We start from the raw sequence: 17166 nt of genomic DNA, 5'->3' as shown, positions 1-17166 counted from the left end.
GCTGTTCTTATGTCTAAATCTAGATTCCATATTTTCTTGTCTCATAAACTCAATTCGCCTACTCGTAATGAAATCGTACTCATCTTTCATCTTCAATACAAGCAACTTGAGAGATGGTGTATCGTTGATCTTGTCTAAGAACTTATTGAGGTACATTCCACCTGTAGAGTTTCCTGATAGAAGCTCTTTGACATACCTAGAGTTAATAGTCTCATCATGAATACATCGATAACAATAAGTGACAGTCTCTTCAAAGAGTTTACTATCAATTGAATCATATAAGTGACACTTTTTTAAGTGAATTAGGGCTAGTTGATTCTTAATATTTCTCTCTGTTGATTCAGATTTAGAATAAGTACCTGTAAATTTTAGGTTTTTTATAACGGAGTCTAGTTTCTTAATATCACTTTTGTCTGCAAATATATTATAATATGCCTTTGATCTTTGGACATGAAACTCAGGTTCATTAGATACCAACTCTTCTAGTCTGTCATATAAATTAAGAATCAAGTTTCCTGCACCTTTACCAGCTCCTTGCTTCTTGTCTCCTGTAAATAACTCATTAATAGTGTCAAATAGCAATCCTTTAACGAACAAGTTGCTCCCCTGCTCTTTTAAAGTCAATAATATCTTAGCAATACTTTCAACACAAAAGTCTGCTTTCTCAATATAATACCTCCTTAAAATAGAATAAATCCATGCTTTAGAATAGCATGTTATCTTGAATCCACTATGCTCTTCCATTTCGTAGCGTGTAACACGCTCTACCTCTATGAACGGTCTGAATCTACTACTTATTGACTTTATATCATTTACATCTAGGCCGCATTGAATTAATGATTCCCCAGTAGCAGATGAGTCTTGTATACCTATCAGGTAAAGAATCTTAAAAAGCCGTTCATCGAGCCTTATATTTGATATATAATTATTTTCACCTAATGCCTCATAAGAATTATATATATTCTGAAGTATAGACTGATTAGAGTGAAACTTTGGTATTTTAACCTCATAAGCCATTCTATTTATTTTTTCCACTTCACTCTGTGTAAGTTTATTCTTCAAATAGATAGAAGAGGTTGAGTTCAATGCATCAGGATCAAGAACATCCATAAATTTTAAGTTATTTTTATCAACTACCACCACAACTGAAGAGTTATTTTCTGAAATTATACTTTTGCTTCTGTATATTTCACGGCAAATATCTTCATCAACAGATCCAGAATCAAAAAACACCACTGCATTCTCTCTTTCTATTAACTTCTTGGCGTTATATTTATTCATCGCATATTTTGAATCTACAATGAAAACTTCTTTATTTGACAGCTTAACAGATGCAGAGTAAATAAGCTGAGTCCGACCTGAAAAATTACGCCCTATTATCACGACGAGCGGTTCCTTATTAATTTCTCTTATTAAGTAGCGCTCTACATCCCTTTCTTCTGCGTAATGCGGAATCAACCTGTTGTCATTTCTTTCATTTATTTCTGCGATACCTTTAATCAGGAAATCTTCGTTAGCTTTTACATCTCGTCCTATTTTTTTTACTTTTTTTGTAAACTCTACATACTCCGGGTTCTCATCAAGTGATTTTGAATATGCTTTATATATAGTTTGATAGACTTGCTGGTGCTGGCCTTTATCATACTTTACTACGTAATCAATCCCACAAGACTTTAATTCTTGCCGCCTAATTATATCAATATCTTCACATAGGAAAATCATGTTATGGTAGCCTGAACCTTTATCTTTTTCATTATTTGAATTAATAAAGGAAAGTTCAAGTTCATCATCAAGACTACAACCAATATAAATAATAGTTTTACTCGTAAAGTCAGACTTTATAATTGACAGCATGTGCTTATTGCTTTCAATACTTTGCATATACTGAGAAGAGCTAAAAACCACCTTCGAGTCATCATGATTTATCTCATAATTTATATCCCCATGCATTTTATATAAATTTCTATTATGCTTAGACTCTCTACTAACCTTATTAAATGGAAGGACTACTTTATAATTGGAGTGCGACTCAATCGCATCATCTATATTCAAAGTATATAAATATGGCCAATCTATTCTCTGAAGGAAATCCATTCTAGCTCTATCAAGCAAAACATTATGAAACTTCTTCTTGAGTATATTTTTCATTTTTTCGTGAGGGATAAAATCACTGTCAAAGAATAAACTGGATACAGTTGAGAACTTACTTTCTTTCAATTTTATAGAGTCACTTTCCGATATAGAGCCTGAATCTAATAGCTCTTTTATCATTATGCTTTTAAAACCTTCTCCACAAGGTACTTGCCCACCGTGAGCCAAAGTACATCCGTGTGTAAAGCCAGCACCTATAACAGGAACTGCGGCATTATCTGAAAATGCGTTCGCAAGTAATTGTATAATCTCCGGAGAGTCATAATTCTTAATTTCCATATCTTACCTTAATGAGTGCAAAGTTATAGATACTAGCACCGAGTCAGAATTTATGATAATTTTCATTTGAAATATAACTCAATATGTATAAACAGTAATTAAACCGCACGTTTACAAGAGGGTGACAACATTGATATGGCTCGCTGTAGATATAGAAGCTCGCTGTAGATATAGAAGGAGAACATTCGGCACTATAGAGCATTCGCTTTGTTCCTAAACTCGTATATTTGAAATAAAACAATAGTTTTTACTTTTAATGTTTGTAAAATTAACCTTCCCCTAACCTACTCCGCACACTTTGCAAGTTGCGCTTGGCGTTATTATCACACTCGTTGATCACCTCAAGTACGATGTTGAGCTTGGCATTTAAGCCTTGCACATCTTGCCAATCTGCAAAGGTGTTTTTTACCAGTGCCGCCTCTTTGGCTGAGCAAGCGGTGATAAAGTTGTAAGGAAACCACTGCAACTTATCATCGGCAATACGCTTACTGATGGCGTCTTTGTGGCTGCGAATATATTCCCCTGCATAAGCGCGGTGCTTAGGTGAAAATGCTGGATACTGAAAGCGATAATCAAGGTCATGGCCATAGCTTGCATCGCTCAGTAGCAAATCATAAAAGGCTTTAATTTGGCTTATGGTATTGCCATAGCCTAAGGTGTCGAGCAAGTCTTCTTTCACTTGCCTTTCACTTTGTGAAAATTGGCTCAACAGCGCTTGGTATGCTTGTTCATCGGCATTGGCAACCAGTACACGCAATACCGCAGTGCGGTGTGTCAGCTCACTCAAAGAAGCATTTTTATATGCTTTTTGAGCCGCCAAAATGGCGCTGTTTGCACGTAGGTTCACACCATATAATTCAAGCCATAAACCACCGTTTTGATTGGCAAGCACTGATTGCCAATTATCAATTTTGGGCATCTGGCTCGTCAAATAGTGGGCATATTCATCGCTTAGTGACTCAGGTATTAAGGTCACAAAAGTATCCTGCAAGGTTGAAAGCGCATTACTCACCTCAACTGCACCGCGTGGCAAGGTGTTGATAAGATGAATAAGCGAATCAACATAGCTCATAAAGTCAATCTTCGCGCCTCTTGCCAGCGCCTCTTGGTTGTCTACATATGAGGCTCGCTCTGCGCGGGTGAGCTGCTCAACAGCAAAGCTGCCATTATCTAGATTGTCTAAATATCTAAAATACCCAACCCCGTTGCTATCTAAAAATAGCTGCGCGGTAGCGGGCACATTCTTGATGGCCATGCGTGGTTTATCGAGCACCACTTGTTGCGTTTTAAGCACTTTGCCATCCCAAATTCTCACGCTCAGTGGAATGGTCCAAAGTTTCTCTTGGTTGCTGTCAAAACTAGTTTGTTGAATATACACCTGTCCATTTTGTTTACTCAGCGTCAGTAACGGATAGTTAGACTGCGTGATAAATGAATTGATAAAGGCATCAAACCACGGGGTTTTGGCAAAATGCTGTGTAAATGCGGGGGCGCTGGTATTGCCACCAGCAACACGTTTTACATAAGCACGCATCTGAGTTTTAAATACCTCATTACCCAACGCCAGCTCTGCCATTTCTAATATCGAACGGCCTTTGTGGTAAGCCAGCTGGCCTATGGCTTCATTGTCTCCACGGTACTTCACGCCACTGCGCAGCGCTCTGGCTGAATGTGTGTCATCAGCAAATGAAGCAAACTGAGGATTAAACGTGCAACCCGCGCTCTTTGGGTAACGCGTCTGTACAACTTTGGCGGCAAAGAACTCGGCAAATGACTCGTTCATCCAATAATCGTTATACCAACTCATGGTGATATCGTTACCAAACCACATATGAGCGATTTCATGGGCAATCAGCTTTCTGAATCGACACAGTGCAAAACCATCCGCGTCTTGAGCTGGGATCTGATGACTGTTCAGCGCAATTAAACCAACGTTTTCCATTGCGGCTAGGCCATCGATTGGCGCCACGAAAAAATCCAGCTTGCTGTAAGGAAACGGGTATTGTAGGTAATCTTCCATAAATTGCACTGTGCCGCTGACCAACTCGTTCATATCTTCGGGCAAATTAAGTGCAATTGATTTTGGTGCATGTACAAAGGAGTTAAGCGCAGTGCCTTTTAACGCCACCGAATGAAACTCCCCCACCGCTAACGCCAGCACATCGGTATATATTTTATGGCTAGGCGCAAAACGGATAAGCTTTCGCTGTCCTTTGATCTCGCTAGAAAGCGCCAGCGTGTTATGTTTTGCATCATATTGTTTGGGAATATTAACGCTAAACTCAAAGCGGGTCTTCTTATCGGGCGCATCAAAACCTGGGAATACGGTGCGCGCTTCCATCTCTTGAAACTGAGAAAAAATATAGGGCGAGCCACTTTGTTGACCCGCCACAAAGAGGCCCATCGTTTTGTGTGTGATTTTGCCTGAATAATGAATAGACAGCTTAGCCTGCCCCACAATTGGTTGCGCCAAGCGGTGGGTCACAATATCGAATTCATTGGGCTGCATAATGGGTAACGCCATTGTTTTTCCATTATGCGTCAGCTCGACCGATTTTATATCCAAGTAGCGAGCATGATAAGCAACGGTACCGCTGCTTTGCGCTACGGCTAAATACAGTCGAGTATGACCACTAAACTCACTTTGTTCGGGTGAGAGAGTCAACGCCACACTTTGTCGCTCTAAAGAAATATTCTCTGGCAAACGATAGGCGCTGGCATGCGCGGCATGCGTCATCAATACAGACAAAACTACAAATAAAAAGCGGCTATAAATCAACGTACACCTTCCCTGAATAACATATTGTTTTAGTTATAATTAGCAACTATTACAGCACGTTTAATGAGATATGCCTACCGATGATTAAGCACTAGTATCATTAACTGTAATCCTGTGTAGCGCGATTTCTAGCAGTGTAAGTGCGAAAAACAACACATAAGCAAACCGCTACTGTTGAGCAACCAACAAGGATATCCATTTGTGTTTGCTCAATATGTGTTAGGAAAGGTGTTCACATCGCCATTCTATGTCGGCGAGTTTGCTCTGTAAAATAAGTACAATGTCACAAAAGCAGCGTCCGTCAATACTTGGCTAGACGGCGACAACCGCTGGTGGTTTGGTAGTAAGACTGATTAGAGTACTTCACTGAGCCACTTAATCAGTGGCTCAGTGCTTGGTTTTAAGTGCAGGCTTTACAGCTTGGCTGTAACAGTATTAGCAAGCTTCATAACCGTTTGCATGGGAACACCAAAAGCAATCACTTTACTGCTATCTGCCCAATACTTTGTTTTGATTGCTTCATAAACTGAGCCATATAGATCAGGTTCCGCCAAATCATTAAAACTGGCAATCAACGAAGAAACAGCCACCACACACTGATTGTTTACATCATATATGGCGCCACCAGAAAAGCCGCCGCTCATCGCCTGATGCAATAGTATCCAACTGACAGGCTCACTGTGCATGTTGTTAGGCGGGAAACCCTCCTTACTGGCTTCGGCGTTAAAACTTTCTGTCATCAAAGGTCTTTTAGTGATCCCCGAAACCGTACCTGATGCCGTTGTTACCCTTGAATCTGGTGTTAACTTGCTCATTGCAACTCGTGAACCAAACTGTTCATCTTCACACCATTTTGGTACTACTGCTGGCTCAAAACGACTCTCTACAAGCTTTAAATAAGCTAAGTCGGTCTCTGGTGAACGTAGTACCACCTCGGCTGCCATAGGTTGGGAAAGCTTACCTAAACGACCAAGTTGCACATAAGCTAAGTCTCCCACCTCTAGCCCATCAACAACATGGTCGGCAGTAACAATTAGCTCAGGGTTCAACGGAATACCCATACCGTTGATCAACTTATTATCTTCTGGGCGAACGCTTACCATCACTTGGTAATTAATTACCATGTCTTTGCCTTCAGCAGGCTGGATTGACGAATTGTTTTGATAAGCAATGGCCAACTCTTTTCCCTGATGAGTCTGACTCATACCACAACCAAACAATGCAACAGTCGCACCTAGCATCAGCCACCTTTTGGATGCGCTCAAAGCGCGCACTACGATAGGCTCATACTTCAATGTATCGATGTGCTCTGCGTATATCATATGATCATTCCGTGTTAATAAATTTAATAAAATAATCGCAACTATCAATGAAGGCCAAACGTACCAAGCCCTCATGCTTGGTTCTAAATATGACACAAAACACAAAAAATTTACATATTTAAAACATGAAATCGTTTCAATTGTGTTCTTGTTATTAAAAACAGCAAGGTGAATTACCCAAACTTTAAGTGGCCCACCCTTTATCAATAAAGTCTGTGTAGCAAGCACATCGCCTATTTAAAGCGCCATGATCAGTGCAATTTTATTTATATTGTGTAATGTTAAAATGAGTTATTAAAGCTGTGCGATTACCCAGCTTGAAAACGCATGCCAATTATCAACTATTTCATGTTCACACACTTTTATTTTTCCCATACAAAACAATGCGATTTATATGTTTTCTATCCTTTAATATCAACCTGTTAGATCTATCAAAAAACTATTGGGGCGAATTAATAGCTTTTTAGTAAGACAGCTTAGTTAACACGAGTGCATGGTGAATGAGGTATTTAATCTAAGAGGAACAACCATGCAAAAATTACCTTTGCGCACCCTATCAGCACTCAGCTGTTCAATACTTACCAGCCAGTTTGCGCACAGCGGAAACTACATCGAGTCAACCTATATAGAGCCGCCGATGGTTGCCGTGCCAAAAGGCGACTTTTTAATGGGTAGCACACAAGGCCGAGATGATGAAAAACCTCAACACAGAGTATTTGTGAGCGCATTTCAGATGGGAAAATATGAAGTCACGATTGCCGAGTTTAGGAAGTTTGTTGAGCAAACAGGGTATCCTACTGTAGAAAACTGTAATCATAGGATTGGCAAAAAATGGTTTGGTAGCGGTAAAAAAGATGGCAGCTGGGACAACAATATATACGCTCACAGTGAATTTCACCCCGTCGTTTGTGTCACCAGAAAAGATGCCATAGCCTATGCTGATTGGTTATCGAAACAAACCGGTAAGCATTACCGCCTCCCAACCGAAGCTGAATGGGAGTACGCACTACGAGGAGGTACGCACACACGTTATTTTTATGGTGACAAACCATTGAGTGGCCAAGCTTGTAAATACGCTAACCTATCTGATCTGCACGCTAAAACACAATCGCCAAAACAATACAACGCCGTCTATAACGACCGTTATACCATAGAGCCATGTCATGATTATGAAGTCACCACCGCTGTAGTAGGGTTATACGAGCCAAATCCGTTTGGCATTCATGATATGTTAGGTAATGTGGTAGAACGGTTGGCTGATTGTTATCAAGAGAACTATAACAAAGCGCCCAATGATGGCAGTGCAGTTGTCAAAGAGGGCTGTGATGCTTACGTTGCGCGTGGAAGCAGCTGGCATTGGGAAGCAAGCACGAGCAGCGCTCGAATGCGAATGCGCGAGGACTTTATTGCTGCGCTTGAAGGGTTTCGTTTAGCACTAGACACCAATGGCAAAGCCTTAGAGAGTCAAACGGGTAACAAAAGCTTTGTCAAAGCCCTCACTCAGGCACAACAACAGGCCAGACAAAACTGGCAAAAAAAAGATGCCCAACTTAAGAGCACCTCAGCCAACGGCAATACAGGCACAAACTAACATATTGCTCAGTAGGAGTTCGCCTCGACTCCTACTTGTTCCAGCCTTTGTTGATGTCGTGTCAGCCACCAAGATTTAGCGGTATTACTGATATACCTTTTACTTAACGTGACTTGCGCCGAACCGCTGTCACTTTGTAGTAATTCTAATAACATCAGTGCCATTTCTAGCCCTACCCAATCAATGCCTTGTGTACGTGCCAAGTTAAATGCCGTGGTGGCATGTTGGATTGCCAGCTCAGGCTCACCTTTCGCAACACTTAACTTCGCCATTAAATAAGACCGACGAGTAGGCTCGTCAATGCGTTGAGAAAGCGCCTCTGCGGCTGACCACGCTCGCTCTGCAAGGGCGTAGTCGACGAGTTGCTCAGTGACACTAAAAAACACCCAAAAGTTTTCAGGCGTAACAGGCCTGCTCAGTACCCTGTGATAATACCGTAGCTTTTGCTCTTTTTCCTTCGCAAACAAAGCTCTGTGGTAGTCAGTCAACATTTTGTGGGAGTCATCAAGCTGATAATCCTCAATCAATAGTTCAGCCTGTTTTAAAAAATCATACCGTTCTTTATATAACTTAAGTTTTGCCGCCTTGATTGATAATAAAGTATATGCCCTGATCTCTTGTGCTGGCCTATTAGCCAACCTAGCCTGACTCGCCGCCTGAAATAAGTAGGTTTGTATTTGTGCAAAATCAGTGCTTACTCCCGCCACATCAATCTGAGATTGACTCACTTCACTTTGCAGCGCCAGCAAGTTGATTTGGGCTAGGTGTGACTGAGCCTGTTCAAAATGCTGCATGGCTAATTGGTGCTGCTCAAGTTCCAGCAGCAATTTTCCTCTTAACCAATGCGCGTAAGCAATATACACAGGTTGCGATTGGGCCTTTGCAAGGGCAGCCAGTTTCTCAATCTGTGCATCAGCAATGTCATACTCGGTCTGCTCGATTTGCAGCTCTATTAATTGTTGTAGTAATGCCAAATGTTCAGGATAACGGGCAACCAGTGTTGCCAACTCAGCGGTGGCAGCCGACTGTGAAGGCTCATTAAAAAAGTCTGACGACATAATTGGCGCTAATGACTGATAGAGCGCCTCGTCCAACTGAGGCAACGAGTGCATATGTAAATACCCTCGCCATTGCCGATAACGGCCTTGTGCTAGGTATTCAAGGATATGGTGTGGACTCTGCTGGTTCACAAGTTGGTATGAATAAATAACGCCTGACAGTAACACACCATCAACGTTACTCTTTATTATCTGTGTTTCTCGCGTCATAAATGGCGAAGCAAAAAACCGCCAAGCTCCCTCTAGTGCACTATCTGAATGAGTGTCTGGGCGTTGTATTTGTTGCATCCGTTGTGTTAGCTGATGATTCAAATCCTTGAGGGCTTGCTGTGGTAAAGCCTGCGAGCGGGTGGCAAAGGGTATCACAAACCAATTTGCCAATTGTTGCGCCGGCTTATCTACAACAACCTTTTGTTTTTCTTGGTTACTCATCCATAAAGACACGCCACTCACAAAAATAATTGCAAGTGCGCTGAGTATATAAACCATTTTATGTTTTACAACTGAGCTGTTGACATGATCAGACGCCGTATTTTGGCTAGGTGGTACGTCACTGAACGCTAATTGCCATTGATAGCCTCGTTTTGGAAAGGTTTTGATTGCGTCGTCACCAAGCACCGCTCTCAATTGACTGATGGTTTGAAATACCACCTGATCAGACAGTACCTTTCGCGGCCAAACATGCGATAGAATATCCTCTTTGCTTAATAGCTTTGCGGGGTTTTCTAAAAATAACGACAACAGTCTCACCTGATTGATATTCAGGCTAACCACACTCCCTTTTTGATACAAAACCTGATGCTGCGTATCGAAACAAAATTCAGAAAAGTAAAGCATGCAATAATGAGTTGTTACAACAATGCCTCAGTGTACCGTGTTAAGCAACGCTTTAAAACCACCCTCTATGTTTTGTGTGGCAGTAAGTATAGAGTAGCAAGGCGTTTGCATTTGGTCATTTGACATTCAAACACTTAAGATGTTAATAAAGTGTTTGTAGATGAATAAAACATGAACAATACACCTATTCCCCCAACATTAAGATAAGCAAAACAAGGAATTTAAATATGCTTAAACGCGCTCTAGTACTCTCATTGCTGGCCTCACCTGCTGCATTGGCCAGCAACCCTTTTACATCTAATAACTTTACCAATGAAGCGATGGCAAGAGGGGCTGATGCTGAACAATCCCAAAGCTCACTGACTGCTCGTGCTCTACAAGACCTTAATGACAGCAAACTACAAAACCTTATAAACAGTTGTCAGGACAACCCTAAAGATACCAGTACTCCAAAGTGTCCAGCACTATTAACAGCAATTAAAAAGGAACTCGATATCCCACACAACAAGTTACTCTCAGTATTAAAAGCGTGTGATGAAAAGGGATACTATTTAGACGACGAAGACAATAAAGTAGACTGCCCTGTTGTTCCCTCTGATGACTTTAAAGCTTTTCAATGGGTGTCATGGGATATTGAAGCTGACAAAAATAATGCTTTTTACCAAACCGCTTTGGCACCTGTGGGAGACAGCAAAAACTTCAGCGTAGGTCTATACAAAGGCTTATGGTATTTGTGGGGTGAAGACATCCGCTTACCTTTCTATTTTTCCTACGCGGAACCCAAGTCTAATACGCCAAAAAATGAAGCGTCTGATACTTTGATTGACAAAGATGCGGGGCTACAAGTAAGCATTCCGGTTATTGCGGCATTCAAAAGTGGCCCAGGCGGGTTAGATAAGAAACAAAGTACGATATCAGCTGGCGGTATTTTTAGTTTGGTTGCAAAAGATGTCAAAGGTAATGAAGATTCAGAATGGGTCACAGGCTACAGAGCGTCACTTATCGCACAGTATAACTCTTATCTCGAAGTGTTCAGTGTTAGTGATCCAAATGGAATAGCTCAGCCAGGCTCGCTGAATATTGCGCTTAACTATACTCATCACAAATATAGTAACGACAAGTTAAAAAATGTCGCTAATAATCTCACGCTGCTTAACGGTGATAAATACTCCGACAGTTTTAACAGTAGAGGCATTACCATCACGGCTGAAATCGGCAAGGTAGTCTCTATCAGTTATCAATATGAAGAAGTCGACGACGCTATTTTTGGCAATGACAAAATCAAACGACTCGTCCTTTCAAAAACCTTTTAATGAATGAATCGCAGTGAAAGGCGGCAGAGATTTTGCCGTCTTTCACTGTCTGCTGCACTAGTCATTACTCAGATTACGCCCCGCCACATCCGTTTTAAACATTTCTATGGCACCGCGTTTTTGCATGGTCACAAATACAGATTTTCCATCCGCGCCACCAAACGCCACATTAGTTGGGTGCTGGCCTTTGAGTTTGACCTCTTTGAGTAACTCACCTTGTGGTGACACGACCGCGACCACACCCGCACCATATCGAGCAATGTACAGATTGCCTTTAGCATCAGTACGCATCCCATCAAGTCCAAAATCAGCAAACTCTATTAATAATTGTTTATTACTGATGTTGCCTTGCTCATCAAGGTCATAACGCCAAACGTTACGTTGCACACTCTCATTCACATACAAGGTTTTGTTATCAGGACTGACTTCGATGCCGTTGGTTGTCCCCATACCTTTTTCAAGCAAATCCGTACTGCCATCTCGATTGATACGCCACAATTGCCCCGTGCTATTTTGCCAATTAGGGTCACTGGCAAACAAAATACCATTGTCCATAATCGCCAAGTCGTTAGGTTGATTCATTTGTTTTTGATGGGCATACACACGCACAGCACCCGATAAATCGCCAGCTTGGTTCAGCGCCTTGTGACTGACTCGCAACACATTGTGATTAACATAATCAGCGATGTACATATTGCCCGATTTATCAAAACGAATACCATTACCCACACTGCCATTTGGTAAACTGAGTAATTGGCTGACTTGCCCTTTGTCGGTCACTTTACCAATGCTGCCCTGTTTGGCGTAATTCACCGCGTACAATACGCCTTGCTTATCCACCGCAGGTCCTTCTATGCCTTGTGTGAATACATTGTCGGCTATCCAGTCTTGAGTAGTAAACAGTGCTGTGGCGTGCCCCAACCCTGAAACAATTATGAGAGAGTAGAGTAAGTATTTCATAGCGTTCCTTACTTATTTTGACAGTTTAAATACAATCGACGTACAGGCTCTACAGCAGCAAGTACAAGTTCACTTCGCAAATTTTGTAATGAGCGCAACTGCTGAGCCACCTGAGCCTGCTCTTGGGGTGAGTGGATCACTTGACGGCGACAGCTATCAATTACACCTAACGTCAGCACATTGAGCTCAAGCTGCTGTTTTAAAAGTGGCTGTAGATGTTCCAAATTGGTGTTGTTCACCAACACCTGCTGGCCTGCCAACAACTGCGCTTGTAGCTTGAATGTACCTTTTTCTACCTGCTGCAATGCATCTGTTTTTCCACTTAGATAGCGTGTAAAAGCCGCTTGCAACTGGCGCACCGCACGACTCTCAACAGGCAGAAAATCAACCAAAGCATTCAGTGGGGCACGTTGGTGATATTTGTTCTGTAAATATTTAATGTGATGTCGGGTATAATAATGTGCAGGTTCTAAGCGAGAGGATAAAGCCACTAAAAAGCTTAGACTGCGCTGATGCTCAGCGTCCGTGAGTGTCGGGTTGAGTAAGTAACTCAAGCCTTTTACGTGCTGTTGCTGATGTGCAAGCCCCACTACTTTAGCACCATAGTCATCCATCGCATCAAGCCTATGATACATATTTTCTATGTTTTTAATCGCCTGGGGCGACCATAAACGTTCAGCGATGGCAAACAAGCGAGGCCATATTCTCAAATCTAGGTTGTCATCACTGACAAGCTCACTCCAAATCGTCGCCTCCGCACCTAAAATACGCTGCTGCTGTGTAAGTGTTAGCGGCTCAGGCATAGAGACGGGCGATGGGTTAAGGTTCTCTTTAAGCGCTAAAGGGTAGCGGCTGTTACCTATCAAAACTGAACTTTTACCCTGTGCAGGTGCAAATTCAAACTCAAGTGGCCCCATCCAGCTATCTAAAGTCACCAGCCAGTATTGCTTGCCATCTAATGTATAGCGTTTTTGTAACTGGGCAACTTTGTGGTGCTGATCATTGAGTTTGATCAGGACTTGGCGAGTTGAGTCACCCCCCATCATGAGCAACTCACCGTTGACATCGCTCCCTTTGAGGCGGTCAATGGTAAAGGTATAAGCGGCTGACAATTCAAGGGATTGCTCTAAAGGCTCACTCTGCTCTAGGGGATCATTACGATAGTGAAAATCTGTATATTGCGGTTGGTCAATGTAAAATCCTGTCGACAAGATGCCCTGATAACCATTGCGTGCCACTGTATTTAAAGAGTCGTGTCCTCGCCATGACTGTACCACTATGTCTTTCGGTAAATCCGGATGATACACCTCATCCCAGCCCATCATGATACGCTGCTGCCGATGTAAGATAGCTTGCACTCGTTGATTAAAATAAGCTTGTACGTCATGGCCATTATTGAGATTCTCTGTCTTCATCAAGGCCTGAATATTACTGTTGGCCAACCACTGCTGAGGGTCAACTTCGTCTCCACCAATATGGACATACTGATCAGGGAACAAGCTCGTCATCTCTGCAAGTAAGGTCTCTATAAATTCATACACCTGCACTTTGGACACATCAAGTAGCGGCTTAAACACGCCCCAATGACGTTGCATCTGGTATTGCTTTTCCTCACTCATCAATTGTGGGTATGCTACAGCTATCGCACTGGCATGCCCTGGCATACCAAACTCCGGTACTACTCGAATCCCGTGTAAAGCGCCATAAGCAACCACATCCTTGATCTGCTGTTGTGTGTAATATTGACCATCCGAAGCTAATTCTGTCAGCCGAGGATAAGCTTTAGACTCAACGCGCCACCCTTGATCATCCGTCAAATGCCAGTGCAGTACATTGAGCTTAGCCGCGGCCATACCATCTAACTGGCGCTTAATCGTTTCAACGGAGATAAAATGGCGCACGCTGTCGATTAACAACCCACGCCATGCAAACCTAGGTTCATCTTCAATACGCAGATAAGGAAGCCCTCCTGATTGAGCGCTCGCAAGCAACTGCATTAAGCTGCTCACTGCATGCTGTGCTCCAAAAACTGTATTCGCCTGAATGTGGATACCATGGGCACCAATATCCAGCGTATATGATTCGTCCTCTGAAAATTGTGGTATCAAGTGATGAGCCTTTGTGCGGCTGTTGCTTGCCACCACTATCTGCAAAAAGCTGGTATCTGGCAAAGCACTTTTGAGTAAGATAGTGGAGCGCAAACTTTGACTTTGAGCCAACGCAGACTGAAGCCTTGAAAACTGCAAAGACTGACGCTGTTCATCAAACCCCGTCATAAAAACCTGTACATTTTCGGGCAAAATAAGTTGCTGCTGAGTCATTTGCATCTTTTTAGGCGATGGCATCAATAACAGCCCTAAGTTTGCGGGGATTGGTGAAGCAACACACACAGCGGCATAACTCCAACACAGCAATGAGATGACTAATTTAAGGTAGTTATTCAACAAAACGCTCCTGATTTAGCAAGTTGGGTATTAATGTTGGCGAGATCAGTGCCCCTTGATGTTGGATAACCTCTGCCGCCAACCGGTGTGCAACAGTAGCACTTGCCACCGTGTCTTCTTCAAGTAAGAAGTTAACCAAAAAACCCGCTGAAAATGCATCCCCTGCAGCGCAAGTGTCTACCACCGCGGGTGATTCAACCTGACATGCAGGTACTTCTATACGGGTTTTGCTTTCATTACAGTAAAGTACGCATGATGCGGCCCCTTGACGGATCACCAGCAATTGTCTGTTGCGACTCCCTGTAGAGTGAAATTCAATGATTTCTCTTGGATTATGCGTACCATACAACACATACTCATCATCGTTGGTTAGAAATGCAATATCGGCTATTGCCATCAACGCGCGATAATCAGGTTGAGGGTTTATGCCTTCCCACAAACTAGGCCGATAGTTATTATCAAACAGGATGATACCACCTTGGCGCTTAAAATTTATAAGTTTATCAATGAAATAACTTCTATCCGTGGCTGGCAGAATGGCTAAAGTAATACCCGATAGATAAATTGCGTCGATCAAACCACGAGTGAGTGAGTCGCTAAGCGTGTCATCCAACTCAAAATAAGTGCGGGCCGCACTATCGGCTCTGTCAAAACGAAATACCCGTTCACCGTATTGACTATGGCTCACCCAGTATCTACCCATCTTTCGCTGTGGGTGCCTCAACAAAAACTCATCATGAATGCCGTTTCTAGTCATTAGCTTTGCAAAGACATCATCTTGAGCCGCCGTGCCAATTGCACTGGCATAATAGACTGCCATAGGAGGTTTTGTTAGTTGAGCACATAAATGCTGACAGTACCAAGCCGTGTTAAATGTATCACCACCAAAAAACATCTCTCCATCCGCTCGATGTTCAACCATACATTCACCGAAAAATACGACACGTTTAGTTTGCATGCTCATGATGACGTTTGCTCCACGGTATTGTGTGCCTTGTTCACGCTGCTTTTTTGACTGAGCTTACTGGCTAATATTCCGAAACTCATCGCGCAGCACAATGCAGGCAACACAGGATTACCAAACCAAGCTAACCAACTGGCCTGTTGAGCGACCACACAGGCTCCCACAACACCACTAATCAAAGTTGCTAACGCACCTTGCCATGTATAGCCTCGCCAAAACCTACCTAGTAACCCCATCACACACAAACCACTCATCACCATCGCAACCATATGAGTGATGTAGCTGACGATATCGTCTGATAGCAGCGCCATAAACAATGCCAAGCCAACCGTAAGTAACATGGCTACACGTGATATTAACAGTTGATGTTGCTCAGGCATGTTGCTACCAACCAACCACTGGTAAATATCGTCTACCAACACACTCACCCCAGCAATTGCATCTGAGCTGGCACTGGATAAGGTGGCTGACAATCCTGCTAAGATAAGCAATCCGCCAAATAACAAAGGTAAACTATGTAGCGCCAGATAAGGAAATGCAAAAGCGGGGTTATCAAGCTGTGCATTGAGCAAGTAGGCACTGATCCCAATCAATGCAGGAACACCAGAAAACAGCAAATAAAGCCCTCCTGAAATAACAAAGGATTGGCGCACACTACGCACACTTTCAGCGGAGTATATCCGCTGACGAAATGACGGTGTCGCTAACACCCCGACTAACACCGCAATAGCCAAAGATATCGCAGGTATAACGCCGATTGTGTTGATTGATAAGAAGCCACTGCCAACGACGCTTTCACTGTGCTGTATTGCGCCTAGACCACCTACAAGATCGAGCGCAAAGTACGCCATGAATACAAAACCAATGAATAGCATCAACGCTTGAATGGCATCCGTCCACACCACCGCACTATACCCCCCGATAGTCACATAAACCGCCAGGCCGATACCAATGATAAGCTTAGCTTGCCCTTGTTCAATACCTGTCAGCCAAGATAAATACATGCCACCACCTATCAGATGTGCTCCCAACCAGCCAATGCTGGCGCTGTAAATGAGCAATGCTAATAGCTTTTTCACAAATGGATGGTTATCAACATAGCTGGCCAGCTCTTCACTCATGGTTGAAAAGTTTTGTGCTCTAGCTGGTGCAAATAGCCAGGCTAGTAATAAAATGCCAAGCGCCCCGCCGATACCGTACAAAGTCCCAGCCCAACCATTCTGATAGGCAAAGCCAACGGCTCCCATTGACGAACCAGTGCCCACCATGGTTGCCACTGTCGTACCCAAAGTGAGCAAAACTGGAACTCTGCGCCCCGCTAACAAAAAGTCACTGGCACTTTTTTGCCAACGAGACACCCACCAGCTAATCACCACCATCGCGAGTAAATAGCAGACAAAAGCCAACAAGAAAAAACTCTGCTGTGATGTCATTGATGTCTCCTCTTTGAGTTTACTTGGAACGACGC

Annotated in this window: 10 protein-coding genes; 2 read left to right on the top strand and 8 right to left on the bottom strand. The window is 42.8% G+C overall.

The window, feature by feature from the left end; all coding sequences use genetic code 11:
• The 3 genes from L1070_RS04665 to L1070_RS04655 all read right to left on the bottom strand — a co-directional run.
• Positions 1 to 2430 (bottom strand): SIR2 family protein (locus L1070_RS04665; protein WP_237124663.1); only part of this gene is annotated, 2430 nt, incomplete at its 3' end.
• Positions 2431 to 2698: 268 nt separating this feature from the next.
• Positions 2699 to 5167: a M1 family metallopeptidase gene (locus L1070_RS04660; protein WP_237124662.1), complete on the bottom strand. Its 2469-nt coding sequence runs from the start codon at positions 5165 to 5167 to the stop codon at positions 2699 to 2701.
• A gap of 455 nt (positions 5168 to 5622) precedes the next feature.
• On the bottom strand, positions 5623 to 6531 hold the full coding sequence (locus L1070_RS04655; protein WP_237124661.1) for a serine protease: 909 nt from the start codon (positions 6529 to 6531) through the stop codon (positions 5623 to 5625).
• A gap of 529 nt (positions 6532 to 7060) precedes the next feature.
• On the opposite strand from L1070_RS04655, the gene L1070_RS04650 reads away from it, so the two are divergent.
• Complete coding sequence (locus L1070_RS04650; RefSeq protein ID WP_237124660.1) at positions 7061 to 8122, top strand: SUMF1/EgtB/PvdO family nonheme iron enzyme; 1062 nt, start codon at positions 7061 to 7063, stop codon at positions 8120 to 8122.
• 8 nt (positions 8123 to 8130) lie between these two features.
• On the opposite strand, the gene L1070_RS04645 is transcribed toward L1070_RS04650, so the two are convergent.
• Positions 8131 to 10017, bottom strand: coding sequence for a winged helix-turn-helix domain-containing protein (locus L1070_RS04645; RefSeq protein WP_275423237.1), 1887 nt, complete (start codon positions 10015 to 10017; stop codon positions 8131 to 8133).
• A 227-nt stretch (positions 10018 to 10244) separates the two neighbouring features.
• Here L1070_RS04645 and L1070_RS04640 point away from each other — a divergent pair, with 227 nt between their 5' ends.
• Positions 10245 to 11330: a hypothetical protein gene (locus tag L1070_RS04640; RefSeq protein WP_070984697.1), complete on the top strand. Its 1086-nt coding sequence runs from the start codon at positions 10245 to 10247 to the stop codon at positions 11328 to 11330.
• A 57-nt stretch (positions 11331 to 11387) separates the two neighbouring features.
• Here the strand turns inward: L1070_RS04640 and L1070_RS04635 are convergent, their stop codons facing one another.
• Genes L1070_RS04635 through L1070_RS04620 form a run of 4 tightly spaced genes read right to left on the bottom strand, consistent with a single transcriptional unit; the run spans position 11388 to position 17131 of the window.
• Positions 11388 to 12290 carry an SMP-30/gluconolactonase/LRE family protein gene (locus L1070_RS04635; protein WP_237124658.1) on the bottom strand — a complete coding sequence of 301 codons (903 nt, stop codon included), beginning with the start codon at positions 12288 to 12290 and terminating at the stop codon, positions 11388 to 11390.
• Positions 12291 to 12298: 8 nt separating this feature from the next.
• Positions 12299 to 14734 (bottom strand): family 20 glycosylhydrolase, encoded by a 2436-nt coding sequence (locus L1070_RS04630; protein ID WP_237124657.1) that lies wholly within the window; start codon positions 14732 to 14734, stop codon positions 12299 to 12301.
• Positions 14727 to 15698, bottom strand: a complete 972-nt coding sequence (locus L1070_RS04625; RefSeq protein WP_237124656.1) for a sugar kinase — start codon at positions 15696 to 15698, stop codon at positions 14727 to 14729. Before L1070_RS04625 ends, L1070_RS04630 begins: the two co-directional genes overlap by 8 nt.
• Positions 15695 to 17131 carry a sodium:solute symporter family protein gene (locus tag L1070_RS04620; RefSeq protein ID WP_237124655.1) on the bottom strand — a complete coding sequence of 479 codons (1437 nt, stop codon included), beginning with the start codon at positions 17129 to 17131 and terminating at the stop codon, positions 15695 to 15697. The genes L1070_RS04625 and L1070_RS04620 overlap by 4 nt, the downstream gene beginning before the upstream one ends.
• Positions 17132 to 17166: the final 35 nt, after the last annotated feature.

This window comes from Pseudoalteromonas sp. MMG022 (assembly GCF_021654245.1).
Lineage (GTDB): Bacteria > Pseudomonadota > Gammaproteobacteria > Enterobacterales > Alteromonadaceae > Pseudoalteromonas > Pseudoalteromonas amylolytica.
Note: the sequence above shows the minus strand (reverse complement) of the source record. Positions and strands in the feature narration are given on the sequence as shown.